The organism is Streptomyces sp. NPDC088817 (genome assembly GCF_044750345.1).
GTDB lineage: Bacteria > Actinomycetota > Actinomycetes > Streptomycetales > Streptomycetaceae > Streptomyces.
Genome location: NZ_JBIVJN010000015.1, coordinates 113,207 through 139,124 on the forward strand (window position 1 = coordinate 113,207; position 25,918 = coordinate 139,124).

Consider the following 25,918-nt stretch of genomic DNA (forward strand, 5'->3'; position numbering starts at 1 on the left):
GACGGCTGCCCAGCACGTCAGAAGGGGGCCCGGTGGCCGCACAGGCTCAACAGGATTCCGCGGTCGGATCGGTCCACGGCGTAGCGCACGAAGCGGCGCACGACTCCGTACGGGACCGTGAGATCAGTGTGGAACAGCAGCACCTGGACCGGGTGTACCGCCGCCTCGAGGAGAAGATCCACGAGGCCGAGTTCCTCATGCGTGACGCCGCCCGGCGCGGCCAGGTGGGCACACCCGGCGCGCTGGCCGAGCGCGACGCGCAGGTCTTCCGCGCCGGCGTCCACCTCAACCGGCTGAACAACGAGTTCGAGGACTTCCTCTTCGGCCGTATCGACCTGCTGCTCGGCAAGGACGGCAGGAAGGGCCCGGACGGCGCCTACACGGCGGTGGAACCGGCCGAGGGCGTGGTCCGCGAGGACGGCACGGCGGACATCGCCGAGACCCTGCACATCGGCCGTATCGGCGTCCTCGACGAGGACTACTCCCCGCTGGTCATCGACTGGCGGGCACCGGCCGCCGCCCCGTTCTACCGCTCCACCCCGGTCGACCCCGGCCGGGTCGTGCGCCGGCGCGTCATCCGCTCCAAGGGGCGGCGCGTGCTCGGCGTCGAGGACGACCTGATGCGTCCCGAGCTGAGGGCGTTCCTCGACGGCCACGAGCTGCCCGCGGTCGGCGACGGCGCCCTGATGGCCGCGCTCGGCCGGTCCCGCGGCCACACCATGCGGGACATCGTCTCCTCCATCCAGGCCGAGCAGGACCTGGTCATCCGCGCCCCCGCCGCCTCGGTGACGTACGTCGAGGGCGGCCCGGGGACGGGGAAGACGGCGGTCGCGCTGCACCGGGCGGCCTACCTGCTCTACCAGGACCGGCGCCGCTACGCGGGCGGCATCCTGATCGTCTCCCCGACGCCTCTGCTCGTGGCCTACACCGAGGGCGTGCTGCCCTCGCTCGGCGAGGAGGGCCAGGTCGCCGTCCGGGCCATCGGCTCGCTCGTCGACGGCGCCGAGGCGACGCTGTACGACTCCCCGTCGGTGGCCCGGGTCAAGGGCTCGTACCGGATGCTGAAGGTGCTGCGCAAGGCGGCGCGGGGCGCGCTGGAGCCCAACGGCACACCGGACCGGCTGCGGGTCGTCGCCTTCGGCCGCCGGCTGGAGCTGGAGGCCGGCGAACTCGACCACGTACGGCGCACCGCCCTCGGCGGCACCGCGCCGGTCAACCTGCTGCGCCCGCGCGCCCGCAAGCTGCTCCTCGACGCCCTGTGGGAGAAGTCGGGCGCCGGCGCCCGGCACACCGACCCGGAGCTCGCCGCCGAGCTGCGCTCCTCCTTCGACGAGGACGTCACCGGCGAGGACTCCTTCGCCGCCTTCCTCGACGCCTGGTGGCCCGAGCTGACCCCGTCGGCCGTGCTCACCGCCATGGCCGACGAGCGGCGGCTGGGCCGCTGGGCGCGCCGGATCCTCAACCCGGGGGAGGTGCGCAGGGTGGCCCGCTCGCTGCGGCGCGGCGGCCACTCGGTGCACGACATCGCCCTGCTGGACGAGCTCCAGGCGATCCTCGGCACCCCGGCCCGCCCGCGCCGCAAGCGCGAGCTGGACCCGCTGGACCAGCTCACCGGTCTGGAGGAGCTGATGCCGGTGCGCGAGGAGTCGCAGCGGGAGCGGGCGGAGCGCCTCGCGCAGGAGCGCACCGAGTACGCGCACGTCATCGTGGACGAGGCGCAGGACCTCACGCCCATGCAGTGGCGGATGGTCGGCCGCCGCGGCCGGCACGCCACCTGGACGGTCGTCGGAGACCCCGCCCAGTCCTCCTGGTCCGACCCGGACGAGGCGGCCGAGGCCCGCGACGAGGCCCTGGGCACCCGGCCGCGCCGCCGCTTCGAGCTGACCGTGAACTACCGCAACCCGGCGGAGATCGCCGAGCTGGCCTCGAAGGTCCTCGCCCTGGCCATGCCCGGCTCCACCGCGCCGACGGCGGTGCGCTCCACCGGGGTGGAGCCGCGCTTCGCCGTCGTCCGGGGCTCGCTGGAGAAGAGCGTGCGGGCGGAGGCGGAACGGCTCCTCGACCTGGTCGACGGCACGGTCGGCGTGGTCGTCGCCATGAACCGGCGCGAGGAGGCGCGGCGCTGGCTGGCCGGGCTCGGCGACCGGGTGGTGGCCCTCGGCAGTCTGGAGGCCAAGGGCCTGGAGTACGACGCGACGATCGTCGTCTCGCCCGCGGAGATCGCGGACGAGTCCCCGGCCGGGCTGCGGGTCCTGTACGTGGCCCTGACCAGGGCCACCCAGCAGCTCACGGTGGTCTCCGCGGAGCGGGACGAGCCGGACGGGGCCGGGGTGCCGGATCTGCTGAGGGACTGAACAACGGGTGAACCTCGGCTACGGGAATGGCCACCGGGGATCCGTTTGTTAGCCTGGATACGGCACCGGCCCGATCCAAGCCCCCGGGCCCAACCTTCGTCGCCACGAGCGACCACTTGCCGCGAGGCGAGCATGGCGGGTCGGTGTCGTACAAACTCTGCGAGAGGCCCACGTCGCGATGTGACGTGGGCCTCTTTTGGCGCTCCCGCACCTTTCGCCACCGCGACGCTTCTCGTATGGTGAAATTCCGTTTCCGAAAACGGCGCCTCCCGGTGAACAGTACGTTCGCAACCCGGGGCGACTACCACGTACCCAGGGGTAGGTGCGACGATCGGACGGCAGAACTTCGCGACACGGTGAAAGCAGAGGAAGTCGGCCATGGCAACGGCGCCCAGCGTCTCCTACTCGATGACCATCCGTCTGGAGGTGCCGGCGGGCGGAACCGCCGTATCGCAGCTCACCACGGCCGTGGAGTCCTCCGGAGGCTCGGTGACCGGCCTCGACGTCACCGCGTCGGGCCACGAGCGGCTCCGTATCGACGTCACCATCGCGGCCACCTCGACGGCCCACGCCGAGGAGATCGTCGAGAAGCTGCGCGGCATCGAGGGCGTCACGCTGGGCAAGGTCTCGGACCGTACGTTCCTGATGCACCTCGGCGGCAAGATCGAGATGGCGTCCAAGCACCCCATCCGCAACCGTGACGACCTCTCCATGGTCTACACGCCGGGTGTGGCCCGCGTGTGCATGGCGATCGCGGAGAACCCCGAGGACGCCCGGCGTCTGACCATCAAGCGCAACTCCGTTGCGGTCGTGACGGACGGCTCGGCCGTGCTCGGCCTGGGCAACATCGGCCCCAAGGCCGCCCTGCCGGTCATGGAGGGCAAGGCGGCCCTCTTCAAGCGCTTCGCGGGCATCGACGCCTGGCCGATCTGCCTGGACACCCAGGACAGCGACGCGATCGTCGAGATCGTCAAGGCGATCGCCCCCGGCTTCGCGGGCATCAACCTGGAGGACATCTCCGCGCCCCGCTGCTTCGAGATCGAGGCCCGGCTGCGTGAGGCCCTCGACATCCCCGTCTTCCACGACGACCAGCACGGCACCGCGATCGTGGTGCTCGCCTCGCTGACCAACGCGCTGCGCGTGGTCGGCAAGTCGATCGACAGCGTGCGCGTGGTGATGTCCGGCGCCGGCGCCGCCGGTACGGCGATCCTGCGGCTGCTGCTCGCCGCGGGTGTGAAGAACGCCGTCGTCGCCGACATCCACGGCGTGGTGCACGCCGGCCGCGAGGACCTCGTCGGCGCCGCCCCGGACTCCCCGCTGCGCTGGATCGCGGACAACACCAACCCGGAGGGCCTGACCGGCACCCTGAAGGAGGCCGTGCACGACGCGGACGTCTTCATCGGCGTCTCGGCCCCCAACGTGCTCGACGGCGACGACGTGGCCGCCATGGCGGACGGCGCGATCGTGTTCGCGCTCGCGAACCCCGACCCCGAGGTGGACCCGGCAATCGCCCGTCAGACAGCGGCAGTTGTGGCCACCGGCCGCTCCGACTTCCCCAACCAGATCAACAACGTGCTGGTCTTCCCGGGCGTCTTCCGCGGCCTGCTGGACGCGCAGTCCCGCACCGTCAACACGGAGATGATGCTGGCCGCCGCGCAGGCCCTCGCCGGCGTGGTCACCGAGGACGAGCTGAACCCGAACTACATCATCCCGAGCGTCTTCAACGACAAGGTCGCCGGCGCGGTGGCCGGGGCGGTCCGGGAGGCGGCCGCGAAGACGGCGGCGACGGCGTGATGATTCCCACCGCGCCGGGACACCGGCGCGTCGTGCGCCACCCCGCCGTCGGCGGAGCCTTATCGTGACGGCCAGGCTCGGGCATCTCTTCGTGTGACTCCCAAGGGTGTTCTCACGACTCCTATGGGTGCCGGATTGGCATTCGCGCCGCAGGTGGGGGCAGGATGCCTCCCTGGGCGCGAGGGTTCGGCGACGGACCCGGGTCCGGGGACTCACCGAGGACCCTGGCAGCATCGGCTTCGCTGTGCCCAACATGCGGCCTCGCCGCAACGGCAAGAAGAACACGGGAGTAAGAACATGAACCGCAGTGAGCTGGTGGCCGCGCTGGCCGACCGCGCCGAGGTGACCCGCAAGGACGCCGACGCCGTGCTGGCCGCGTTCGCCGACGTCGTCGGCGACATCGTCTCCAAGGGGGACGAGAAGGTCACCATCCCTGGTTTCCTGACCTTCGAGCGCACCCACCGTGCCGCTCGCACCGCTCGCAACCCGCAGACCGGCGAGCCGATCCAGATCCCGGCCGGCTACAGCGTCAAGGTCTCCGCGGGCAGCAAGCTCAAGGAAGCGGCCAAGGGCAAGTGACCCAGCCGTCTCGTGCGCCGCGGGACGGCGCACGAGGCGCTGAAGGCCAGTCCTTTCAGGCCACCACACGCCAGTGGGGCGGCCCCTCACCGGGGGCCGCCCCACTGGCGTACGCACTCCCGGGCGCCCGCCGGACCGACCGGATCATCCGGGGCCCGGCCGGGAGCCCCGGTCAGCCGAGGGCCTGGCCCGGGAGCTCCACCTTGGCGCCCAGCTCCACGAGCTTCTCCATGAAGTTCTCGTAGCCGCGGTTGATCAGGTCGATGCCGTGGACGCGGGACGTGCCCTGGGCGGCCAGGGCCGCGATCAGGTAGGAGAAGCCGCCGCGCAGGTCCGGGATGACCAGGTCGGCGCCCTGGAGCCGGGTCGGCCCCGACACCACCGCGGAGTGCAGGAAGTTGCGCTGGCCGAAGCGGCAGTCGGAGCCGCCCAGGCACTCGCGGTAGAGCTGGATGTGCGCGCCCATCTGGTTGAGCGCGGAGGTGAAGCCCAGACGCGACTCGTACACCGTCTCGTGGATGATCGACAGGCCCGTGGCCTGGGTCAGGGCCACCACCAGCGGCTGCTGCCAGTCCGTCTGGAAACCGGGGTGCACGTCCGTCTCCAGCGCTATGGACTTCAGCTGGCCGCCCGGGTGCCAGAAGCGGATGCCCTCGTCGTCGATCCGGAACGCGCCACCCACCTTGCGGTAGGTGTTCAGGAAGGTCATCATCGACCGCTGCTGCGCGCCGCGGACGTAGATGTCGCCCTCGGTCGCCAGCGCCGCCGACGCCCAGGACGCGGCCTCCAGCCTGTCCGAAAGAGCCCGGTGGTCGTAGCCGCCGAGCTTGTCCACACCCGTGATCCGGATCGTCCGGTCGGTGTCCATCGCGATGATCGCGCCCATCTTCTGCAGAACGCAGATCAGGTCCTCGATCTCCGGCTCCACGGCCGCGTTGGACAGCTCGGTGACACCCTCGGCCAGCACGGCCGTCAGCAGCACCTGCTCGGTCGCGCCGACGGACGGGTACGGCAGCCGGATCTTCGTCCCGCGCAGCCGCTGCGGCGCCTCCAGGTACTGCCCGTCGGCCCGCTTCTCGATGACCGCGCCGAACTGCCGCAGCACGTCGAAGTGGAAGTCGATGGGCCGGCCCCCGATGTCGCAGCCGCCCAGGCCGGGGATGAACGCGTGCCCCAGCCGGTGCAGCAGCGGCCCGCAGAACAGGATCGGAATGCGCGAGGAGCCCGCGTGGGCATCGATGTCGGCGACGTTGGCGCTCTCCACCCGGGTCGGGTCGAGCACCAGCTCACCCGGTTCGTCACCCGGACGGACCGTCACCCCGTGCAGTTGCAGCAGACCGCGCACGACACGCACGTCACGGATGTCCGGAACGTTGCGCAGGCGACTTGGCTCACCGCCCAGCAGGGCGGCGACCATGGCCTTCGGTACGAGGTTCTTCGCACCGCGGACTCGGATCTCGCCCTCCAGCGGGGTTCCGCCATGGACAAGCAGTACGTCGTCAGTGCCGTTGACGGTCATGTATCTCGCGTTCCGATTCGGTGGTCAGGAGCCGGCCGATCACTTCGGAGGGGGCCGGAGAGACAGGGTAATCGCCGTGCGCCCCCCTGCAGAAAGCCCGTGGACGCCCGGGGTTGGCTCATGACCCCGCACCGACACGCCCAGTTGAGCGCCGGGCACGTGCGGTCACCGCCGCCGCCGTGCGCCGGTGACGCTTCAGTGTCCCCTGAGCTGCGCTCACCCCCGTAGCCGGATTGGCTCCCCATGCGAAGGGAAGATGCGGGATCATGTCTGGCATGACCGAGGTGTCCTCGCTCACAGGGCGGCTGCTCGTGGCCACGCCCGCCCTGGCGGACCCGAACTTCGACCGCGCGGTGGTGCTCCTTCTCGACCACGACGAGGAGGGCTCCCTCGGTGTCGTCCTCAACCGTCCCACCCCCGTGGACGTGGGTGACATCCTGGAGGGCTGGGCCGACCTCGCCGGGGAGCCCGGCGTCGTCTTCCAGGGCGGCCCGGTGTCCCTGGACTCCGCGCTCGGCGTCGCCGTCATCCCCGGCGGCTCCGGCGAGGGCGCCCCGCTGGGCTGGCGCCGGGTGCACGGCGCGATCGGTCTCGTCGACCTGGAGGCACCCCCCGAGCTGCTGGCCTCCGCCCTCGGCTCGCTACGGATCTTCGCCGGATACGCCGGCTGGGGCCCCGGCCAGCTGGAGGACGAGCTGGAGGAGGGAGCCTGGTACGTCGTCGAGTCGGAACCCGGCGACGTGTCCTCCCCGGCCCCCGAGAGACTCTGGCGCGAAGTGCTGCGCCGCCAGCGCAACGAACTGGCGATGGTCGCCACATATCCGGACGACCCTTCGCTCAACTGACGCCCCGGGCCTTCAGTACCCTTGCGGTATGAGCACTCTCGAGCCCGAGCGCGGCACTGGTACGGGTACCCTCGTCGAGCCGACGCCGCAGGTGTCCCACGGCGACGGCGACCACGAGCGCTTCGCCCACTACGTCCAGAAGGACAAGATCATGGCGAGCGCCCTCGACGGTACGCCCGTCGTGGCGCTGTGCGGCAAGGTGTGGGTGCCGGGCCGCGACCCCAAGAAGTACCCCGTCTGCCCGCTGTGCAAGGAGATCTACGAATCCATGAGCGGCGGCGGCGAAGGCGGCGACGACAAGAAGAAGTAACCGGCTCCCCGCTCGGCAGAGACTCTCAGGGCCCCCGAGGCGCGCTCCGGCGCGCCCGGGGGCCTGTGCCGTCGCCCGGCCCGTGCACCATGTGCAACGCCCGTTGCGCCGCGTCGCGGCCGACGCTACCCATGGGGCATGACCGACGTGATTCCGGCCCCGCGCGCCGCGGCCGGCTCCCCGGACCGCGCCGTCCCCCTCGACCGGAGCACCACCCTGTGGGCCGCCGAGGGCACCGGCGGCACCGAACGCTGGCTGCGCGGCACGCTCGGCGCGGCCCTCGGCCTGCCCCTCGCGCCCGGCGCCGAGGACGACCCGGACTCCGTACGGCTGCGCCTGGACGACACCCTGGAGCCCGAGGCGTACCGGCTCGCCGCCGAGCCCGGGCAGGGCGTGGAGATCCGCGGCGGCTCCCCGGCCGGGGTCTTCTGGGGTGCGCAGACCCTGCGCCAGCTGCTCGGCCCCCACGCCTTCCGGCGCGCCCCCGTACGGCCGGACGCCGCCCACGCGGTCCCGGCGGGGGTGATCGAGGACGCCCCCCGCTTCCGCTGGCGCGGCATGATGCTCGACGTGGCCCGCCACTTCATGCCCAAGGACGGCGTCCTGCGTCACCTCGACCTGATGGCCGCGCACAAACTCAACGTGCTGCACTTCCACCTGACGGACGACCAGGGCTGGCGTGTCGAGATCAAGCGGTACCCGAGGCTGACCGAAACCGGTTCCTGGCGGGCGCGGACGAGATTCGGCCACCGGGCGTCCCCGCTGTGGGACGACAGACCGCACGGCGGCCACTACACCCAGGACGACATCCGCGAGATCGTCGCGTACGCCGCCGAACGGCACATCGCCGTCGTGCCCGAGATCGACGTCCCCGGGCACTCGCAGGCCGCCATCGCCGCGTACCCGGAACTCGGCAACACCGACGTCGTCGACACCGCCGCCCTCACCGTCTGGGACGACTGGGGGGTCAACCCGAACGTCCTCGCCCCCACCGACGCCACCCTGCGCTTCTACGAGGGCGTCTTCGAGGAACTGCTCGAACTGTTCCCGGCGGACGCCGTGGCCTCCACCGGATCCGCGGGGTTCGCGGGGTTCGCAGAGTTCGCAGAGTTCTCACGGTTTGTCCACATCGGCGGCGACGAGTGCCCCAAGGAGCAGTGGCGGGCCTCGCCGGCCGCGCAGGCGCGGATCGCGGAACTCGGACTGGCCGACGAGGACGCGCTCCAGTCCTGGTTCATCGGCCACTTCGACGCCTGGTTCACCGCGCGCGGGCGCAGGATGATCGGCTGGGACGAGATCCTGGAGGGCGGTCTGGCGGCGGGGGCCGCGGTGTCGTCCTGGCGCGGGTACGCGGGCGGGATCGCCGCCGCGCGGGCCGGCCACGACGTCGTCATGTGCCCCGAGCAGCAGGTGTACCTGGACCACCGCCAGGCCCCGGGCGAGGACGAACCGGTGCCGATCGGCTACGTGCGCACCCTGGAGGACGTCTACCGGTTCGAGCCGGTCCCGCCGGAACTGGACGAGGCGCAGGCCCGCCATGTGCTGGGCGCACAGGCCAACGTCTGGACCGAGGTGATGGAGGATCAGTCGCGCGTCGACTACCAGGTGTTCCCCAGGCTGGCCGCGTTCGCCGAGGTCGCCTGGAGCGACCTGCCCGCCCCGGCGGAACGGGACTTCGCCGATTTCGAGCGGCGGATGACCGCCCACTACGGGCGTCTGGACGCCCTGGGAGTCGGCTACCGGCCGCCCACCGGGCCGCACCCGTGGCAGCGGCGCCCCGGCGTCCTCGGGCGGCCTCTGGAGGGTCCTCCGCCGTCGAGGTAGCCGCGGGGGTGGCGTGCGGGGTGGCACGCCGGGGTGGCGGGGTGCCGGTTCCGTCCGCGGCCCCGCTCGCCGGTTCCGCCGTCTCGAACAGGTGACGGAAAAAGACCGCAAGAGTCAGCGAAGAGTGGGAATTCGCTCGCACCGGTGATGGTGTGCCAAATCGGGCCATGTCCGCGATGAGGTGGGCGAATGCCACCTAGCGGACCCCTGTCTTCGGGCCCTGCGAAGATGTGCCAGAGTTGCCACGTCCGGCCTGTCAGCACGTACCGTACGGCAGCACAGGTGGGACCAGCGGGGGCAGCGGGAAGGGGCAGCCGGTTTTGACCACGCACGCACCTCAGGCGGCGCAGGCCGTCACGCTGCCCACGACACTGAACGAGGCGGTGGCGGCGCTCACCGCCATGCCCGCGGCGGTGCCCGTGGCGGGCGGCACCGACCTCATGACCGCCGTCAACTCCGGGCAGCTCAGGCCCACCGCGCTGGTCGGGCTCGGCCGGATCAGCGAGATCCGCGGCTGGCAGTACCAGGACGGCCACGCGCTGCTCGGCGCCGGACTCACCCACGCGCGCATGGGCCGCCCCGACTTCGCGGCCCTGATCCCGGCGCTGGCCGCCGCCGCGCGCGCCGCGGGCCCGCCGCACATCCGCAACGCGGGCACCCTGGGCGGCAACATCGCCTCCGCCGCACCCACCGGGGACGCGCTGCCGGTGCTGGCCGCCCTGGAGGCGACCCTGATCATCGCGGGCCAGGACGGGGCCCGCCGGGAGATCCCGGTGTCGCACCTGCTGGCCGGCGTGGAGCTGCTCCGCGCGGGCGAGCTCATCGGCTTCGTGCGCGTACCGCTGCTGCACGCGCCGCAGGTCTTCCTGAAGGCGACCGGCCGCACCGGACCGGGCCGCGCGGTCGCGTCCGTGGCCCTGGTCCTCGACCCGGCCCGACGCGGGGTGCGGTGCGCGGTGGGCGCCATAGCGCCGATGCCGCTGCGGCCGCTGGACGCCGAGAACTGGGTGGCCCAGCTCATCGACTGGGACGCCGGCCGCGTGATCGTCCCGGAGGCGCAGACCGCCTTCGGCGAGTACGTGGCCGCGGCCTGCATCCCCGATCCGGTCCCGGCCGAGGACGGCTCCGTGCAGCAGCTACCGCCCGCCGTACTGCATCTGCGGCGCACCGTCGCCGCGCTGGCCCGACGAGCACTGGGGAGGGCGCTGTCGTGACCGACGACCAGCACGCGGAGGGCACGCCGGGCAGCGGCGGCCGATGGGACCCGCTGCCGCAGGGCGAGTACGACGACGGTGCCACCGCCTTCGTGAAGCTGCCCGAGGGCGGCATCGACGCCCTCCTCGCCGCCCACAGCCCGCTCGCGGCGCCCGGCCACGGCTACGTGCCGCCGCAGATAGCGGTCACGCCCGCCCCGGCGGACGGCACCGATCCGGCGGCGCCCGGCGGTTGGGGCGTGCCGGGCGCGCCCGCGCAGGGCGCCCATTGGCCCGACCCCAACGCGGTGCCGCAGGACGGGGGCGCGGACGACCGGTTCACGTACCGCCCTGAGGCCACCCAGCAGTGGAACTTCGACGAGGGCCGGGCGGGCCAGGCCCCGCCCCCCGCCGCCGGGCAGGACGTGACCGGGCAGTGGTCGATCCCCGTCGCCGGGGGTGACATCCCGGACGAATCGGGCGAGTTCACCACGTCGTCGCTGGTCCAGCAGTGGGGCGGCACTCCTCCGTCCACCCTTCCCGGCGGCGCGGCCGCCCCCTGGGCCACGGAGGAGGTCGGCCAGGCCTGGAGCCGCCCCCGTCCCGATTCCGGGAACCCCGGCCCCTACGCGAACGGCCCGGCCGACGCCGGATACCCAGGCGGACCCGGTGCGGGCCAGGCTGACGCCGCGTACGGCACGCACGGAGACGGACGGATGCCGGGGGCTCCCGCCGCGGGCGGAGCAACCGGGGGCGCTTTCCCGGCCGGAGGGCCGGGTGCCGGCGGGCAGGGCGCCGGGGCGCACGGTGCCGGCACGCACGGCGCCGGCGGGCACGACGTCGGCGCGCATGGCGTCGGGGCGGATGGTGTGCCCACGGACGGGCGGCCGTCGGGGATTTCCGCTCCGGGGCGTATGGCCGGTGGCGCGTCCCAGGCGGGGCGTCCGGGCGAGGGCGGCCCTGGTGCCGGTGCGGCTGAAGCGGCCTACGGCGCCGCGGCGGACGGCACGCACGGAGACGGACGGATGCCGGGGGCTCCCGCCGCGGGCGGGGCAACCGGGGGTGCCTACCCGGTCGGAGGGCCGGGCGCGCGCGGGGACATGCGGTCGCCGGGGACTCCCGCCGCGGGCGGGGCAACCGGTGAGGCCTTCCCCGGTGGAGGGCCCGGTGTGCGCGGGGATGTGCGCTCGCCGGGGGTTTCCGGCCCGGAGGGTGTGGCCGGTGGTGCCTTCACCGCCGGGCGGCCCGGCGAGGGCGGGCACGGTGCCGGGGCGCCGGAAGGCGCGTACAGGGCTGCCGCGGGCGGCGCGTCGGCGCCGGGCGCGGGCCACGTGGACGGCCGTCCGGCACAGGACGGGCGTACGGCCGGGGCATCCGGGCCGCAGGCCGGCTCCGCCGGGCCGCTGCCGCCGGCCGTGACCGGAACCGGCGCGGACACCGCCCAACGGCACGGCGGCGGTGCCCCGTCGGCGCAGGAGGCCCAACTCCGCGCGGAGCGGGGCGTCCAGGACCCGCCGTCCCGGCCCGGGTCCCCGGCGGAGTCCGGCGCGGACTCCCCGCAGCCCGCTGCCGGCCCGGCCGGGGCGGGCGAGGACACCCGAGGGCCCGTCAAGGCCGCAGAGGGTCCCGCCGGGCGCCCCGCGCGGCCCGGCCCCGCCGAGGACACCCGGCCGCCCTCCGGGGCCGCCGAGGAGCCCGCCACGGACTCCGGTTCCGCGGCCCCCGACGGCGCGACCGCCGCCCGGGGCCCGGAGGCCGGTCGGCCGGACGCGGCCGCCGAGGACGACCCGCCTTCCGCGCCCCCGCAGGACGAGCACCCGCTCGCCTCGTACGTGCTGCGCGTCAACGGCGCGGACCGGCCCGTCACCGACGCCTGGATCGGCGAGTCGCTGCTCTACGTGCTGCGCGAGCGGCTCGGGCTCGCGGGCGCCAAGGACGGCTGCTCGCAGGGCGAGTGCGGCGCCTGCAACGTGCAGGTCGACGGACGCCTGGTGGCCTCCTGCCTGGTGCCCGGGGTCACCGCGGCCGGCAGCGAGGTGCGCACGGTCGAGGGACTGGCCGTGGACGGTCAGCCCTCGGACGTGCAGCGGGCGCTCGCCCGGTGCGGCGCGGTGCAGTGCGGCTTCTGCGTGCCCGGCATGGCGATGACCCTGCACGACCTGCTGGAGGGCAACCCGGACCCGACGGAGCTGGAGACCCGCCAGGCGCTGTGCGGCAACCTGTGCCGCTGCACGGGCTACCGCGGCGTCCTCCAGGCCGTCAAGGAGGTCGTCACCGAACGCGAGGCGCACTCCGCGGAGGCCGCCGAGGGGCCCGCCGAGCAGGAGACCGACGAGCCGCGCATCCCGCACCAGGCGGGACCGGGCGCGGGCGGGATCCACCCCTCCGCGTTCGACACTCCGGCACCGCACGACCCCTACGGCCAGGACGGAGGCCAGGCGTGACCAACGAAGCCGCCACCGCCGCCGCGGAGACCGCCCCCGCACCCGAACCGCTGCCGCACGGTCTCGGCTCCTCACTGCCCGCCGCCGACGCCCGCGCCAAGACGGAGGGCACCTTCCCGTACGCGGCCGACCTGTGGGCCGAGGGCCTGCTGTGGGCGGCCGTGCTGCGCTCGCCGCACCCGCACGCGCGCATCGTGTCCATCGACACGGCACACGCGCGGGAGATGCCCGGCGTCCGGGCCGTCGTCACCCACGAGGACGTGCCGGGCCGCCCGGTCCACGGCCGCGGCACGCCCGACCGCCCGGTGTTCGCCTCCGAGGTCGTGCGCCACCACGGCGAGCCCATCGCGGCCGTGGCCGCCGACCACCCGGACACCGCCCGGATGGCCGCCGCGGCCGTCATCGTCGAGTACGAGGTGCTCGACCCGGTGACCGATCCCGAACAGGCCTTCGAGGCCGAGCCGCTGCACCCCGACGGCAATCTGATCCGGCACATCCCGCTGCGCCACGGCGACCCGGAGGCGGCCGGCGAGGTCGTCGTCGAGGGCCTGTACCGCATCGGCCGCCAGGACCCGGCCCCCATCGGCGCCGAGGCCGGACTCGCGGTGCCCCGACCCGACGGCGGCGTGGAGCTGTACCTCGCCTCCACCGACCCGCACACCGACCGCGACGCGCTCGCCGCCTGCTACGGCCTGGAACCCGATCGCGTGAAGATCGTCGTCACCGGCGTGCCCGGCGCCACGGCCGACCGCGAGGACCAGGGCTTCCAGCTCCCGCTCGGCCTGCTGGCGCTGAAGACCGGCTGCCCGGTGAAGCTCACCGCGACCCGCGAGGAGTCCTTCCTGGGCCACCCCCACCGCCACCCGACGCTCCTGCGCTACCGCCACCACGCCGACGCCGAGGGCACGTTGGTCAAGGTCGAGGCGCAGATCCTGCTGGACGCGGGCGCCTACGCCGACACCTCCTCCGAGGCCCTGGCCGCCGCCGTGTCCTTCGCCTGCGGCCCCTACGTCGTCCCGAACGCCTTCATCGAGGGCTGGGCCGTACGCACCAACAACCCGCCGTCCGGACACGTCCGCGGCGAGGGCGCGATGCAGGTGTGCGCCGCCTACGAGGCGCAGATGGACAAGCTGGCCAAGAAGCTCGGCCTTGACCCGGCCGAGGTGCGCCTGCGCAACGCCATGGCGACCGGCGACGTCCTGCCGACCGGCCAGACCGTGACGTGCCCGGCCCCGGTCGCCGAACTGCTCCAGGCCGTACGGGACCATCCGCTGCCGCCGCTGCCCAAGGACGTTCCCGAGGAGGAGTGGCTGCTGCCCGGCGGCCTGGAGGGGGCGGGCGAACCGGGCGCGGTGCGCCGGGGCGTGGGCTACGGCCTCGGCATGGTGCACATGCTCGGCGCGGAGGGCGCCGACGAGGTCTCCACGGCGACCGTGCGGGTGCAGGGCGGCGTGGCGACGGTGCTGTGCGCGGCGGTGGAGTCCGGCCAGGGCTTCACGACGCTCGCCCGGCAGATCGTCCAGGAGACCCTCGGCATCGACGAGGTGCACGTGGCCGCGGTCGACACCGACCAGCCGTCGGCCGGCGCCGGCTGCCGGGGCCGCCACACCTGGGTGTCGGGCGGCGCGGTGGAACGCGCGGCCAAGATGGTCCGCACCCAGCTTCTCCAGCCCCTCGCCCACAAGTTCGGCATGTCCACCGAGCTGCTCCAGATCACCGACGGCAAGATCACGTCATACGACGGCGTGCTGTCCACCACGGTCACGGAGGCGCTGGACGGCAAGGAGCTGTGGGCGACCGCCCAGTGCCGCCCGCACCCCACCGAGCCGCTGGACGGGGCGGGTCAGGGCGACGCCTTCGTGGGCCTGGCCTTCTGCGCCGTACGCGCGGTGGTGGACGTGGACATCGAGCTGGGTTCGGTACGGGTCGTGGAGATGGCCCTCGCCCAGGACGTGGGCCGGGTGCTCAACCCGGCCCAGCTCGCCGCCCGGATCGAGGGGGGCGTCACCCAGGGCGTGGGCATCGCCCTCACCGAGAACCTGCGCACCCCGCGCGGGCTGGTCCGCCACCCCGACCTCACCGGCTACGCCCTGCCCACGGCCCTGGACGCGCCGGACATCCGGATCGTGAAACTGGTCGAGGAGCGGGACGTCGTCGCCCCCTTCGGCGCCAAGGCGGTCAGCGCGGTACCGGTGGTGACGTCGCCCGCGGCCGTCGCGTCCGCGGTGCGCGCCGCCACGGGCCGTCCGGTCAACCGGCTGCCGATCAGGCCGCAGGCCGCGGTGGTCACCGCGCAGTGAGGGGTGTCCGCCCGCGGTGGAACAGGCTGAACCCGCGGCGGAACAGGCTGAAAAGGAACGCCGGGCGGCCGCCCGGCGTCTTCCGTTTTGGGCCGTTGTCAGTGAGGGGGCGTAGTCTTCGGGCAGTGGGGACGAGGTCCGCCGCCCGAGACGGGGCGCCCGGACCCGACCAGCCCGGGACGCGGTCCGCCCCGGAACCTGAACAAAACCGCACGGGGGAACGATGAGCATGACCGACACCGTTGTCAGGGTGATCACCCTGCCTGAGAGGGCCCGCGAACTGCGCCGTACCTACGGCGAGTTCGCGGTCCGCCCGGCGGCGGTTCCCACCCGTCCGGCGGCCTGCGTCCGCCCGGCGGCTCTGGCCGTCAGGCCCGGCACGGCCTCCGGTCTCACCCTCGACCTGCGCGCCCGCCTGCTGCACCGTGAGTTCGGCCGCGGCCGGATCGCGCGCTACGAGGACGTCGACTTTCCCGCCACCCTCGTCCATGAGCCCACTCGCCGCTTCCTGCGCGACACGGGCCTGCCCGAGGACGGCGTGCTCCTCCAGTCCGACACCGACGTGCCGCTGCCGACGCTCGCCGAGTTCTGGGCCGACGAGTGCCCCGACGACTTCTGGCCGGACGATCTCCCCGCCCGCGCCCACCAGTTGATACGCCTCGGCCGTCTCGCCGGCGGCAGCAGCCTGCTGGTCGACGGCACCACCGGCGAGGTTCTCACCTGGACCGGCCCCGAATCCACGCCGACCCCCCTCACCAAGGACGTCTCCACCCTCGCCTTCACCCTCTGGCTCCTGCACCGCCGACGGACTTCCCGCGCCTGCTGAGAAACCGGGGTGGCGAGGCGGCACTCGGGGATGCCGTCCCGTCGTCTTCCCTGATCGGGGGGCGGGCCACTGCTCGCGTGCCGAGGAACGGACCACCCGCACCCGCTGTCGAGGCTCGGCGACGTACGTGCCCGATCCGGCACGGCCCTCCAGCACGCCCTGGGAGATCAGCAACTCCTGTGTACTTGACGGCCGGGTTGCCGAAAGCGCTGTTGGAGCGGTGGGTAACCTCCTGGGTTTCGCTCATTTCTCTACGCTTGCCACGTTTCGCCGGTGACGCGGGAGGAATCTTCTGTTCTTCTCCCAGTAGGAATTGAACGGGAGTTGAGTGATCGTTTTCGTGGTAGAGTTTCAATGAATTCACCGGACGCCACGAAAGAAGGGGAATGGCGTGAATACCGAGAAGGTCACGGCTCGACGTCTTACGGCCGAAGAAGTTTCGGAGTTGAGTCGCCAGGACGAAATCTTCGTCTCGGCGGAGATGGATGGCCTTCCTCTCGACTGCTATGCCCCGGCTTCCCTTGCGGAGCCGGGTAAGAATTTCGAGGGAGGGTCCTTCGTCGCGAGGACGATATTCGGTCAGGAAATCCGCGTTCTCCCGGACAATGCCGAAGAGCCCGGGATCTGGGTTGCCGACGAGGCAGGGGAAGAAATCGAGGTTCTTCAGAATGCCGGCGTCCTCCTGAATCTCGCCCTCTTCGTGCCCAACGGGAACAAGGAATCTCTGGAGGCGCTCTACTCCGCCGCCCGGGACGCCTTCGGCGCGGGGATTGTCCAGCGCTGGAGTGAGGAAGTCGTCGCGGTGCCGGATGTCAAGGTCGACTTGTTCGAGGAGCCGGTCCGGGGGCGGAAGAACGCGAGCAGCCAGATCCGCGACCGCCGCGCCTTGGACATCTACCCGACCCGAGTGCGATTCATGGAGCCCAGCGATGGCTGGAGGTTCATTGTCGAGCCGCACAAGGAGGTCGTCGACGAGACGCCGACGATCTGACCTGATAGCAGGTTGGCCTCGGTCTTTCCCGGGAGCCCGTCAGCTTGCTGACGGGCTCTTTGAACCGCCCCGGGTCGGGTAGAGGCTCGATTCCGTGAGGCGGACAACCAGAAGGGGCGGCACCTGTATGGGGTGCCGCCCCTTCGTTGTGCCTGGTTATGCAGGCGGAGGCCGTGGCGGGAATCGAACCCGCGTAACTCGCTTTGCAGGCGAGTCCCTGAACCATTCGGGCACACGGCCGTGTCGGGGGCGAAATGGGATTCGCCGAGCCGGAATCGGTGAGATCGACCGTAGGGCGGGGGCGGCCGGGGCTCAAGGGCGGGGCGGGGGCCGCAACGGGACTGCCATGCGGCGTTCATGAACGGGGGCTCGGGCGGTGGTCGTACGACCAAGGTCCCGGCCGTGAGGCGACTCCCGACAGGGGCCAAAGCGGGCTGCGCACCTTACTCTGGCGACCATGAGCGCCCTGGAACCGCGCGACGCAGAGGTCGCCGACGTCCCCGACAGATCCGGTCCCCACGACGTGACGGCCGACACCGTGCTGAGCCGCGACCACCGGGCGCTGAGCATCGGGATCGTCTCCGTCGTCCTGCTGATCGCCTTCGAGGCGACCGCCGTCGGCACGGCGATGCCCGTGGCGGCGCGGGAGCTGGACGGGGTCTCGCTGTACGCGTTCGCGTTCTCGGGGTTCTTCACCACCAGCCTGTTCGGGATGGTGCTCTCCGGGCAGTGGTCGGACCGGCGCGGTCCCCTGGCCCCGCTGACCACGGGGATCGGCTCGTTCGTGGCCGGGCTGCTGCTGGCCGGGACGGCGAGCACGATGTGGGTGTTCATCGCCGGGCGCGCCGTGCAGGGGCTCGGCGGCGGCCTGGTGATCGTCGCCCTGTACGTCGTCGTCGGCCGGGCCTACCCCGAGCGGCTGCGCCCGTCGATCATGGCGGCGTTCGCGGCGGCGTGGGTGGTCCCGTCGATCGTCGGCCCGCTCGCCTCCGGCGCGGTGACCGAGCACCTGGGCTGGCGCTGGGTGTTCGTCGGCATTCCGGTGCTCGTGGTGTTCCCGCTGGCCATCGCCCTGCCGCAGATACGGCGCCGGGCGGGCGGCCCGGTGGGCGAGGGCGCCGGGCAGGCCTCCTTCGACCTGCGCCGTATCCGGCTCGCCCTCGGCATCTCCCTGGGCGCCGGGCTGCTCCAGTACGCGGCCCAGGACCTGCGCTGGCTGTCGTTGCTGCCCGGAGCGGCGGGGGCCGCGCTGCTGGTGCCGGCCGTGCGGGGGCTGCTGCCGCGCGGCACGTACCGGGCGGCGCGCGGGCTGCCGTCCGTCGTGCTGCTGCGCGGGGTCGCGGCGGGGTCCTTCATCGCCGCCGAGTCCTTCGTGCCGCTGATGCTCGTCACCCAGCGGGGGCTGTCCCCGACGATGGCAGGGTTCTCCCTCGCGGCCGGCGGGGTCACCTGGGCGCTGGGCTCCTGGGTGCAGTCGCAGCCGCGGATGGCGCCGTACCGGGAGCGGCTGATGACCATCGGGATGGTGCTGGTTGCCGCGGCCATCGCCGCCGCGCCCAGTGTGCTGATCGCCGCCGTCCCGGTCTGGACGGTCGCCGTCGCCTGGGCCTTCGGCTGCTTCGGCATGGGCCTGGTCATCGCCTCCACCAGCGTGCTGCTGCTGCGGCTGTCCGCCCCCGAGGAGGCCGGCACCAACTCCGCGGCCCTGCAGATCTCCGACGCCCTCTCCAACGTCGTCCTGCTCGCCGCGGGCGGCGCCGCCTTCGCCGCACTCGGCGGCGGCACGGTGGCCCACACCACCGCCACCACGACCTCCGCCTCCCACCCGGCGGCCTTCGCGGTGGTCTTCCTCCCGATGGCAGCGGTGGCCCTGACGGGGGCGTGGGTGACACGGCGGTTGCGGACAGAAACCCGGTGACACCGTGCGCTTCCGCGCCTCGCTCGCTGATCTGTGACGCCCGTCGCACCCGTGCCGGAAGTGGTGTCATTGCCACGAGTGCCCGGTGGGGGCACGGGTAGGGTGGCCCGGTCGTCATACGTAGCCGAGACCCCCAGCACAGCGAACCGGAGACCGTGACTACTGCCCGCCCGTCACCCGCCACCACCCTCAACGGAGGGCCCTCCGGGCCCACCCCTATGTCTGCCAGCTCGTCCCACTCGCATCATCTTTCGCCCGCCTTTCCCGGTCGTGCCCCCTGGGGTACGGCCGGGAAGCTGCGTGCCTGGCAGCAGGGGGCGTTGGAGAAGTACGTCCAGACCCAGCCCCGCGACTTCCTGGCGGTGGCCACCCCCGGCGCCGGAAAGACGACCTTCGCGCTGACGCTGGCCTCCTGGCTGCTGCACCATCACGTCGTCCAGCAGGTGACCGTGGTCGCGCCGACCGAGCACCTGAAGAAGCAGTGGGCCGAGGCCGCCGCGCGGATAGGCATCAAGCTCGACCCGGAGTACAGCGCGGGCCCGCTCGGCAAGTCGTACCAGGGCGTCGCCGTGACGTACGCCGGCGTCGGCGTACGCCCCATGCTGCACCGCAACCGCGTCGAGCAGCGCAAGACCCTCGTCATCCTCGACGAGATCCACCACGCGGGCGACTCCAAGTCGTGGGGCGAGGCGTGCCTGGAGGCCTTCGAGCCCGCGACCCGCCGGCTCGCCCTCACCGGTACGCCGTTCCGCTCCGACACCAACCCCATCCCCTTCGTCACGTACGAGGAGGACTCGGCCGGCATCCGGCGTTCCGCCGCCGACTACACCTACGGCTACGGCTCCGCTCTCTCCGACGGCGTCGTGAGGCCCGTCATCTTCCTCTCCTACAGCGGCAACATGCGCTGGCGCACGAAGGCGGGTGACGAGATCGAGGCCCGGCTGGGCGAGCCGATGACCAAGGACGCCGTCAGCCAGGCCTGGCGCACCGCGCTCGACGCGCGCGGCGAGTGGATGCCGGCCGTGCTGCGCGCCGCCGACCAGCGGCTGACCGAGGTCCGCAAGGCCATCCCGGACGCCGGCGCCCTGGTCATCGCCTCCGACCAGGAATCCGCCCGCGCCTACGCCAAGCTGATCCGCGAGATCACCGGCAGCAGCGCGACGCTCGTCCTGTCCGACGACACCGACGCCTCCCAGCGGATCGACGACTTCAGCGGCAACGAGGACCGCTGGATGGTCGCCGTCCGCATGGTCTCCGAGGGCGTCGACGTACCCCGACTCGCGGTCGGCGTGTACGCCACCACCATCTCCACCCCGCTCTTCTTCGCCCAGGCCGTCGGCCGTTTCGTACGGTCCCGCAGGCGCGGCGAGACCGCCTCCGTCTTCCTGCCGACCGTCCCGGACCTGCTGACCTTCGCCAACGAGATGGAGGTCGAGCGCGACCACGCCCTCGACAAGCCGAAGAAGGACGGCGAGGAGGACCCGTACGCCGAGTCCGAGAAGGAGATGGACGAGGCGAACCGGGAGCAGGACGAGGACACCGGCGAGCAGGACATGCTGCCTTTCGAGGCACTGGAGTCCGACGCCGTCTTCGACCGGGTTCTCTACGACGGCGCCGAGTTCGGCATGCAGGCCCACCCGGGCAGCGCGGAGGAGCAGGACTACCTCGGCATTCCGGGCCTGCTCGAACCCGAGCAGGTGCAGATGCTGCTCCAGAAGCGGCAGGCCCGGCAGATCGCGCACAGCCGCAAGCGCCCCGACACCGAGGCCGACCTGCTCGAACTCCCCGCCGACCGGCGGCCGGTGGTGACTCACAAGGAGCTGATGGAGCTGCGCAAGCAGCTCAACACGATGGTCGGCGCGTACGTCCACCAGAGCGGCAAGCCGCACGGGGTCATCCATACCGAGTTGCGCAGGGTGTGCGGCGGCCCGCCCAGCGCCGAGGCGACGGCGGGTCAGCTGCGCCAGCGCATCGCCAAGGTGCAGGAGTGGGCGACGCGGATGAAGTGACCGGGGGTGCGGCCGCGCGTTCCTGATGCGTGGCCCCCCGGCACCACCGGAGTACGTATCGGGACGAACTCCGCACTTCCTACCGGGTGATGACCGGATTCTGGACGGAGGCTTCCGCTCAGCGAACTCCTTCGCTAATGTCCGGCTACGCCGACGCACCGTGGCAGAGCCGCCACGGAGCGCAGCCGTGAAGCGACTTCAGTCCGGGCGGCCCGGACCGTCGGCCGATCGGGGGCCTCTGCCGCGCGTCACCGACGGGACCCGGTGACGCGCGTGACGCGGAGAGGGCCGCCGACCTCACCACTAAGGAGTGGGCGTCGTGACCGCGGAGACCTCCCAGACGCTCGACCGGGGACTGAGGGTCCTCAAACTGCTGGCCGAGACGGACCACGGGCTGACCGTCACCGAGCTGTCGATCAGGCTGGGCGTCAACCGGACCGTGGTGTACCGGCTGCTCGCCACCCTGGAGCAGCACATGCTCGTCCGCCGTGATCTGGGCGGCCGGGCCCGGGTCGGGCTGGGCGTGCTGCGGCTGGGCCGCCAGGTGCATCCGCTGGTACGGGAGGCGGCGCTGCCGGCGTTGCGGTCGCTGGCCGAGGACATCGGGGCGACCGCGCATCTGACGCTGGTGGACGGCTCGGACGCGCTGGCCGTCGCCGTGGTCGAACCGACGTGGACCGACTACCACGTGGCCTACCGGGCCGGTTTCCGGCACCCCCTGGAACGGGGCGCCGCGGGCAAGGCGATCCTCGCGGCCCGCCGCCAGCCGCCCGATGAACCCGGCTACACCCTGACGCACGGCGAGCTGGAGGCCGGTGCCTGCGGGGCGGCGGCACCGCTGCTCGGCGTGACCGGCCTGGAGGGCAGCGTCGGGGTCGTCATGCTGGCTGACGCCGTGCCGGAACGGGTCGGACCCCGGGTCGTCCACGCGGCCCGCGAGGTCGCGGAGGCCCTGCGCTGACCAGCTCGTGGGGGAGACGCCGCCGCGGCTGGCCGGATTTCACGCGGGGGATAGATTGAACCCGTGCTCTCTCGTCTCACACGCTCCCAGGCCCTCGCCGTCTGTGCGCTGCCCGTCGCGGCCCTGATCGCCACGGCGGTGCTCGCGCCGCTGCCGTTCTCGGTGGCGCAGCCGGGGATGACGGCGAACGTGCTGGGGGAGAACAAGGGCACCCAGGTCATCACCATCTCCGGCGCGCCCACCCGCACGACCAGCGGGCAGCTCCGGATGACGACCATCGAGGCCACCGGCCCGGACGCGCACGTCTCGCTGGGGGACGTGATCGACGGCTGGTTCGCCACCGACCGGGCGGTCATGCCGCGTGACGCGGTCTACCCGAGCGGTAACAGCGTCAAGGAGATCGAGCAGCACAACGCGGAGCAGATGAGGCAGTCCCAGGACGCGGCCACCCGGGCCGCCCTGAAGTACCTCGGCATCAGCGACAAGAAGGTCAGGGTCACGCTGAAGCTCGCCGACGTCGGCGGCCCCAGCGCGGGCCTGCTGTTCTCGCTCGGCATCATCGACAAGCTGCACGGCGACGGCAACGGCGGTGACCTCACCGCCGGCCGCACCATCGCCGGCACGGGCACCATCAACGTCGACGGCACGGTCGGCGCGGTCGGCGGCGTGGCCCTCAAGACCCAGGCCGCGCACCGGGACGGGGCCACCGTCTTCCTGGTCCCGAGGGCCGAGTGCGCCGACGCCAAGGCGGAGCTGCCGAAGGGGCTGCGCCTGGTCCCGGTGACCACCCTCAGGAGCGCGGTCGACGCCCTGGCCGTCATGGAGAAGGGCCTGGACAAGGCCCCGAGCTGCTAGGACCGCCTCCCCCATGTCCCTACAGGGCCGGGGCCGTGGCCGGCTTCGGGCCGGTGGCCAGGCGCAGGCCGAGTTCCACGAGGGTCCAGCCCAGCCGGGTGCGCAGGGCGCCGGGTGCGTCGGCCGGGGTGGCCGGACGGTGCGCCTCCGCCTGGAGTTCGGCGGCGCGGGTGCGGTGCAGTGCGAGGTGGATCTCGGGATGCATGGTTCGGCCTCTCAGTCCGTGCGGGTGGGGAAGAGGTGCGTGTGGACGCGCACCATCTCGGTGTCCGGGGTGCCGTCCTCGGGGGCCAAAGCCCGGTAGGTCTCCAGGAGTTCGTGCATCTTCCCGATGAGGCCGAGGGCGAGTTCGGGCGTCAGGCGCAGGGTCCAGTCGCTCATGTCCGAGGCGCGGGTCCAGGCCTCGGACCAGTCGTGCCTGGTACCGAGCCACGTCGACAGCTCTCGCGTGCGCGTGCTGGCGAGCTCGTGCAGGAACAGGTCGGCGGCGCCGCGGACTTCGGGGTCGGGGTCCTTCAGCAGCGTCTCGTCGAAGCTGACTCCTCCGTGGGCCGCCCGCCACCAGCGCTCGCGGCCCTTGCCGTGCTCGGGCGCGTCCTCGACGAAGCCGTGCGCGGCGAGCTGGCGCAGGTGGTAGCTGGTGGCTCCGCTGGACTCACCGAGTTTCGCGGCGAGTTGGGAGGCCGTGGCCGGCCCGCCGCGGCGCAGCGTGGTCAGCAGGCGCATGCGCAGCGGGTGCGCCAGACCGCGCAGCGAGCGGGCGTCAAGGGTGCGGACCTGATGGTCCGGGGGCTCGTCCATGCGTACAAAGATAGCGTTGCAAAGAGGGCTTTGCAACGGGTTCTTTGTAACCCGGTCTCACTCCTCCGACGCGGCCTGCTCCACCAGCGGGATGATCCGCAGCGGCACCGGGTTCTCCATCACGATCGCCGTGGACGCCCGGTCGATGCCCTCGAAGTCCACCACCCGGTCGATCACCCGCTGGAGGTCGGCGTTCGAACGGGCCACCAGCCGGCACAGCATGTCCCCCGAGCCGGTGGTGGTGTGCAGTTCCAGCACCTCCGGCACGGCCATCAGATGCGCCCGTACGTCCGCCCCCTGCCCCTGCCGGATCTCCAGCGTCGCGAACGCCGTCACCGGGTAGCCGAGCGCCGCCGGGTCCACCTCCGGGCCGAAACCGCGGATCACCCCGCGCGCCTGAAGACGGTCAAGGCGTGCCTGGACCGTCCCCCGTGCCACCCCCAGCCGCCGCGACATCTCCAGCACGCCGATGCGCGGCTCACGCGCCAGCAGCACGATGATGCGGCCGTCCAGATGGTCGATCGCCATGTTCCGTCTCTCCGATGGTCATCGTGTACAGAAAGTCCGAAGGTTCTCCGCTTCCGCTGAACACATTGCCCAGTGAATACGCGAACTATTGCGCACCTTGCGAGACCGGGTGACCCTTCCGCTATGACGCAGACCACACACCTCACTCCCGACGCGACCGCCCGGCAGGCCGACCCCTTCCCGGTCAAGGGAATGGACGCGGTCGTCTTCGCCGTGGGCAACGCCAAGCAGGCGGCGCACTACTACTCCACCGCCTTCGGCATGAAGCTGGTCGCCTACTCCGGACCGGAGCACGGCAGCCGCGAGACCGCGAGCTACGTCCTCGAGAGCGGCTCCGCCCGGTTCGTGTTCACCTCGGTGATCAAGCCCGCCACCGAGTGGGGCACCTTCCTCGCCGAGCACGTGGCCGAGCACGGCGACGGCGTCGTCGACCTCGCCATCGAGGTCCCGGACGCGCGCGCCGCGTACACGTACGCCATCGAGCACGGCGCCCGCTCGGTGACCGAGCCGTACGAGGTGAAGGACGAGCACGGCACCGTCGTCCTCGCCGCGATCGCCACCTACGGCCAGACCCGCCACACCCTGGTCGAGCGGTCCGGCTACGAGGGCCCGTACCTGCCCGGCTACGTGGCCGCCGCCCCCATCGTCGAGCCGCCCGCCCAGCGCTTCTTCCAGGCCGTCGACCACTGCGTCGGCAACGTCGAACTCGGCCGGATGAACGAGTGGGTCGAGTTCTACAACAAGGTCATGGGCTTCACGAACATGAAGGAGTTCGTGGGCGACGACATCGCCACCGAGTACAGCGCGCTGATGTCGAAGGTCGTGGCCGACGGCACGCTCAAGGTCAAGTTCCCGATCAACGAGCCCGCCGTCGCCAAGAAGAAGTCCCAGATCGACGAGTACCTGGAGTTCTACGGCGGCGCCGGCGTCCAGCACATCGCGCTCAACACCAACGACATCGTGCAGACCGTACGCGCGATGCGCGCCGCCGGTGTCGAGTTCCTGAACACCCCCGACTCCTACTACGACACCCTCGGCCAGTGGGTCGGCGACACCCGCGTGCCCGTGGAGACCCTGCGCGAGCTGAAGATCCTCGCCGACCGCGACGAGGACGGCTACCTGCTGCAGATCTTCACCAAGCCGGTCCAGGACCGCCCGACCGTCTTCTTCGAGCTCATCGAACGGCACGGCTCCATGGGCTTCGGCAAGGGCAACTTCAAGGCCCTGTTCGAGGCGATCGAGCGCGAGCAGGAGCGCCGCGGCAACCTCTGAACCCGCCGCTGCCGGGAGCCCGCCCGCGTCGGCCGCGCTCCCGGTACCCCGTCCGCCCGCCCGCCGCGACACCCGCGCGGCGGGCGGGCCGCGTCACGGCGCTCACCGGGCCGGGGCGACACCCGCCGGCACCTCCCGGGGGCGCGGCCGCGGCGAGGTCCGCAGCGGCTCCTCGGCCCTCGGAAGATCCGCCGGGTCCACCGTGCGGCGCCCCCGATCGACGTGGGCGGCCCCGAGCACGGCCCACGACCCCGCGTCCGACGGGCGTGCCAGCAGACGCTGTTCCCGCTCGGCGACCAGTGCCGTCGGACCAGGCAGCGAGGCCGGCACCCCGGCACCCACCGCCCCCGGCGCGGCCGTCGCAGGGGCCGACTGCAGGGGCGGCCCGGGCGCCCTCGTCCCGTCCCGCTGCGTCGGCAGCATCAGCCACACCGTGCCGAGCGCGCCGACCACCGCCACGAGCAGGGTGAGGGTCACCCGGCGCACCCGGCGGGGACGGCGCCGCCGCGGCTCGCTGGTCACGGACGTGTCCGGGCTCGGCAGAGGGATCTCCATGGCGCACACTGTGCGTCAGGACGGCGGCCGTCACCCGGCA

The 25,918-nt window shown here is 72.6% G+C and carries 21 protein-coding genes, 1 tRNA gene and 1 pseudogene; 16 read left to right on the top strand and 7 right to left on the bottom strand.

Annotated elements, in window-relative coordinates:
• Window positions 1-32 precede the first annotated feature (32 nt).
• The 3 genes from ACIP4X_RS25680 to ACIP4X_RS25690 all read left to right on the top strand — a co-directional run bounded on the left by ACIP4X_RS25680 (window position 33) and on the right by ACIP4X_RS25690 (window position 4,727).
• On the top strand, window positions 33-2,354 hold the full coding sequence (locus ACIP4X_RS25680) for a HelD family protein (RefSeq protein WP_401350813.1): 2,322 nt from the start codon (window positions 33-35) through the stop codon (window positions 2,352-2,354).
• A gap of 378 nt (window positions 2,355-2,732) precedes the next feature.
• Entirely contained in the window at window positions 2,733-4,148 is a 1,416-nt protein-coding gene (locus tag ACIP4X_RS25685) for an NAD-dependent malic enzyme (protein WP_358728144.1), read from the top strand.
• 297 nt (window positions 4,149-4,445) lie between these two features.
• A complete protein-coding gene (locus tag ACIP4X_RS25690; RefSeq protein ID WP_003990598.1) occupies window positions 4,446-4,727 on the top strand; it encodes an HU family DNA-binding protein in 282 nt (93 codons plus the stop codon).
• 172 nt (window positions 4,728-4,899) lie between these two features.
• On the opposite strand, the gene murA is transcribed toward ACIP4X_RS25690, so the two are convergent.
• A complete protein-coding gene (murA, locus tag ACIP4X_RS25695) occupies window positions 4,900-6,246 on the bottom strand; it encodes a UDP-N-acetylglucosamine 1-carboxyvinyltransferase (protein ID WP_358728146.1) in 1,347 nt (448 codons plus the stop codon).
• A gap of 275 nt (window positions 6,247-6,521) precedes the next feature.
• Between murA and ACIP4X_RS25700 the strand changes: the two genes are divergently transcribed.
• From ACIP4X_RS25700 to ACIP4X_RS25730, 7 genes are all read left to right on the top strand, one after another.
• Window positions 6,522-7,091 carry a YqgE/AlgH family protein gene (locus ACIP4X_RS25700; RefSeq protein ID WP_358728148.1) on the top strand — a complete coding sequence of 190 codons (570 nt, stop codon included), beginning with the start codon at window positions 6,522-6,524 and terminating at the stop codon, window positions 7,089-7,091.
• A 28-nt stretch (window positions 7,092-7,119) separates the two neighbouring features.
• A complete protein-coding gene (locus tag ACIP4X_RS25705) occupies window positions 7,120-7,401 on the top strand; it encodes a DUF3039 domain-containing protein (protein WP_141360526.1) in 282 nt (93 codons plus the stop codon).
• Window positions 7,402-7,539: 138 nt separating this feature from the next.
• Window positions 7,540-9,225, top strand: coding sequence for a beta-N-acetylhexosaminidase (locus ACIP4X_RS25710; protein ID WP_401350816.1), 1,686 nt, complete (start codon window positions 7,540-7,542; stop codon window positions 9,223-9,225).
• Between the two features lie 320 nt (window positions 9,226-9,545).
• Window positions 9,546-10,439, top strand: coding sequence for an FAD binding domain-containing protein (locus ACIP4X_RS25715; protein ID WP_358728151.1), 894 nt, complete (start codon window positions 9,546-9,548; stop codon window positions 10,437-10,439).
• The gene (locus tag ACIP4X_RS25720) at window positions 10,436-12,862 is read left to right on the top strand and encodes a 2Fe-2S iron-sulfur cluster-binding protein (RefSeq protein WP_358728153.1); all 2,427 of its coding nucleotides are present in this window, start codon (window positions 10,436-10,438) and stop codon (window positions 12,860-12,862) included. The genes ACIP4X_RS25715 and ACIP4X_RS25720 overlap by 4 nt, the downstream gene beginning before the upstream one ends.
• A complete protein-coding gene (locus tag ACIP4X_RS25725) occupies window positions 12,859-15,162 on the top strand; it encodes a molybdopterin cofactor-binding domain-containing protein (RefSeq protein WP_358728154.1) in 2,304 nt (767 codons plus the stop codon). The genes ACIP4X_RS25720 and ACIP4X_RS25725 overlap by 4 nt, the downstream gene beginning before the upstream one ends.
• A gap of 229 nt (window positions 15,163-15,391) precedes the next feature.
• Window positions 15,392-15,988, top strand: coding sequence for an SUKH-4 family immunity protein (locus ACIP4X_RS25730; RefSeq protein ID WP_401350819.1), 597 nt, complete (start codon window positions 15,392-15,394; stop codon window positions 15,986-15,988).
• 69 nt (window positions 15,989-16,057) lie between these two features.
• Here the strand turns inward: ACIP4X_RS25730 and ACIP4X_RS25735 are convergent.
• A pseudogene (locus ACIP4X_RS25735) lies at window positions 16,058-16,162 on the bottom strand (GntR family transcriptional regulator); the annotation flags it as partial.
• A gap of 217 nt (window positions 16,163-16,379) precedes the next feature.
• Here ACIP4X_RS25735 and ACIP4X_RS25740 point away from each other — a divergent pair.
• On the top strand, window positions 16,380-16,979 hold the full coding sequence (locus tag ACIP4X_RS25740) for a hypothetical protein (protein WP_401350821.1): 600 nt from the start codon (window positions 16,380-16,382) through the stop codon (window positions 16,977-16,979).
• 168 nt (window positions 16,980-17,147) lie between these two features.
• On the opposite strand, the gene ACIP4X_RS25745 is transcribed toward ACIP4X_RS25740, so the two are convergent.
• Window positions 17,148-17,219 (bottom strand) — tRNA-Cys (locus ACIP4X_RS25745).
• A 217-nt stretch (window positions 17,220-17,436) separates the two neighbouring features.
• Between ACIP4X_RS25745 and ACIP4X_RS25750 the strand changes: the two genes are divergently transcribed.
• The 4 genes from ACIP4X_RS25750 (at window position 17,437) to ACIP4X_RS25765 (ending at window position 22,722) form a co-directional block, all read left to right on the top strand.
• On the top strand, window positions 17,437-18,897 hold the full coding sequence (locus tag ACIP4X_RS25750) for an MFS transporter (RefSeq protein ID WP_401350823.1): 1,461 nt from the start codon (window positions 17,437-17,439) through the stop codon (window positions 18,895-18,897).
• Between the two features lie 218 nt (window positions 18,898-19,115).
• Window positions 19,116-20,906 carry a DEAD/DEAH box helicase gene (locus tag ACIP4X_RS25755; RefSeq protein ID WP_358728160.1) on the top strand — a complete coding sequence of 597 codons (1,791 nt, stop codon included), beginning with the start codon at window positions 19,116-19,118 and terminating at the stop codon, window positions 20,904-20,906.
• Between the two features lie 319 nt (window positions 20,907-21,225).
• On the top strand, window positions 21,226-21,867 hold the full coding sequence (locus ACIP4X_RS25760) for a helix-turn-helix domain-containing protein (RefSeq protein ID WP_358728162.1): 642 nt from the start codon (window positions 21,226-21,228) through the stop codon (window positions 21,865-21,867).
• Between the two features lie 63 nt (window positions 21,868-21,930).
• Entirely contained in the window at window positions 21,931-22,722 is a 792-nt protein-coding gene (locus ACIP4X_RS25765) for a S16 family serine protease (protein WP_358728164.1), read from the top strand.
• A gap of 19 nt (window positions 22,723-22,741) precedes the next feature.
• Here ACIP4X_RS25765 and ACIP4X_RS25770 read toward each other — a convergent pair whose 3' ends face one another.
• The 3 genes from ACIP4X_RS25770 to ACIP4X_RS25780 are packed head-to-tail and all read right to left on the bottom strand — an operon-like array spanning window position 22,742 to window position 24,051.
• Window positions 22,742-22,927, bottom strand: coding sequence for a hypothetical protein (locus tag ACIP4X_RS25770; RefSeq protein ID WP_358728166.1), 186 nt, complete (start codon window positions 22,925-22,927; stop codon window positions 22,742-22,744).
• An 11-nt stretch (window positions 22,928-22,938) separates the two neighbouring features.
• Window positions 22,939-23,523 carry a helix-turn-helix domain-containing protein gene (locus ACIP4X_RS25775; protein WP_358728168.1) on the bottom strand — a complete coding sequence of 195 codons (585 nt, stop codon included), beginning with the start codon at window positions 23,521-23,523 and terminating at the stop codon, window positions 22,939-22,941.
• Between the two features lie 57 nt (window positions 23,524-23,580).
• A complete protein-coding gene (locus ACIP4X_RS25780) occupies window positions 23,581-24,051 on the bottom strand; it encodes an Lrp/AsnC family transcriptional regulator (protein ID WP_358728169.1) in 471 nt (156 codons plus the stop codon).
• A gap of 123 nt (window positions 24,052-24,174) precedes the next feature.
• On the opposite strand from ACIP4X_RS25780, the gene hppD reads away from it, so the two are divergent.
• Complete coding sequence (gene hppD, locus ACIP4X_RS25785) at window positions 24,175-25,323, top strand: 4-hydroxyphenylpyruvate dioxygenase (RefSeq protein WP_358728171.1); 1,149 nt, start codon at window positions 24,175-24,177, stop codon at window positions 25,321-25,323.
• A gap of 102 nt (window positions 25,324-25,425) precedes the next feature.
• On the opposite strand, the gene ACIP4X_RS25790 is transcribed toward hppD, so the two are convergent.
• Window positions 25,426-25,878, bottom strand: coding sequence for a hypothetical protein (locus ACIP4X_RS25790; protein ID WP_391457933.1), 453 nt, complete (start codon window positions 25,876-25,878; stop codon window positions 25,426-25,428).
• Between the last annotated feature and the right edge of the window lie 40 nt (window positions 25,879-25,918).

Excerpts from the sequence above, each read along its gene's own strand:
- ACIP4X_RS25750 (WP_401350823.1), top strand. The coding sequence starts at position 17,437 with ATGAGCGCCCTGGAACCGCGCGACGCAGAGGTCGCCGACGTCCCCGAC.
- ACIP4X_RS25685 (WP_358728144.1), top strand. The coding sequence starts at position 2,733 with ATGGCAACGGCGCCCAGCGTCTCCTACTCGATGACCATCCGTCTGGAG.
- ACIP4X_RS25690 (WP_003990598.1), top strand. The coding sequence starts at position 4,446 with ATGAACCGCAGTGAGCTGGTGGCCGCGCTGGCCGACCGCGCCGAGGTG.
- ACIP4X_RS25755 (WP_358728160.1), top strand. The coding sequence starts at position 19,116 with ATGTCTGCCAGCTCGTCCCACTCGCATCATCTTTCGCCCGCCTTTCCC.
- ACIP4X_RS25710 (WP_401350816.1), top strand. The coding sequence starts at position 7,540 with ATGACCGACGTGATTCCGGCCCCGCGCGCCGCGGCCGGCTCCCCGGAC.
- ACIP4X_RS25780 (WP_358728169.1), bottom strand. The coding sequence starts at position 24,051 with ATGGCGATCGACCATCTGGACGGCCGCATCATCGTGCTGCTGGCGCGT.
- ACIP4X_RS25705 (WP_141360526.1), top strand. The coding sequence starts at position 7,120 with ATGAGCACTCTCGAGCCCGAGCGCGGCACTGGTACGGGTACCCTCGTC.
- ACIP4X_RS25775 (WP_358728168.1), bottom strand. The coding sequence starts at position 23,523 with ATGGACGAGCCCCCGGACCATCAGGTCCGCACCCTTGACGCCCGCTCG.
- murA (WP_358728146.1), bottom strand. The coding sequence starts at position 6,246 with ATGACCGTCAACGGCACTGACGACGTACTGCTTGTCCATGGCGGAACC.
- ACIP4X_RS25730 (WP_401350819.1), top strand. The coding sequence starts at position 15,392 with ATGACCGACACCGTTGTCAGGGTGATCACCCTGCCTGAGAGGGCCCGC.
- hppD (WP_358728171.1), top strand. The coding sequence starts at position 24,175 with ATGACGCAGACCACACACCTCACTCCCGACGCGACCGCCCGGCAGGCC.
- ACIP4X_RS25790 (WP_391457933.1), bottom strand. The coding sequence starts at position 25,878 with ATGGAGATCCCTCTGCCGAGCCCGGACACGTCCGTGACCAGCGAGCCG.
- ACIP4X_RS25700 (WP_358728148.1), top strand. The coding sequence starts at position 6,522 with ATGACCGAGGTGTCCTCGCTCACAGGGCGGCTGCTCGTGGCCACGCCC.
- ACIP4X_RS25770 (WP_358728166.1), bottom strand. The coding sequence starts at position 22,927 with ATGCATCCCGAGATCCACCTCGCACTGCACCGCACCCGCGCCGCCGAA.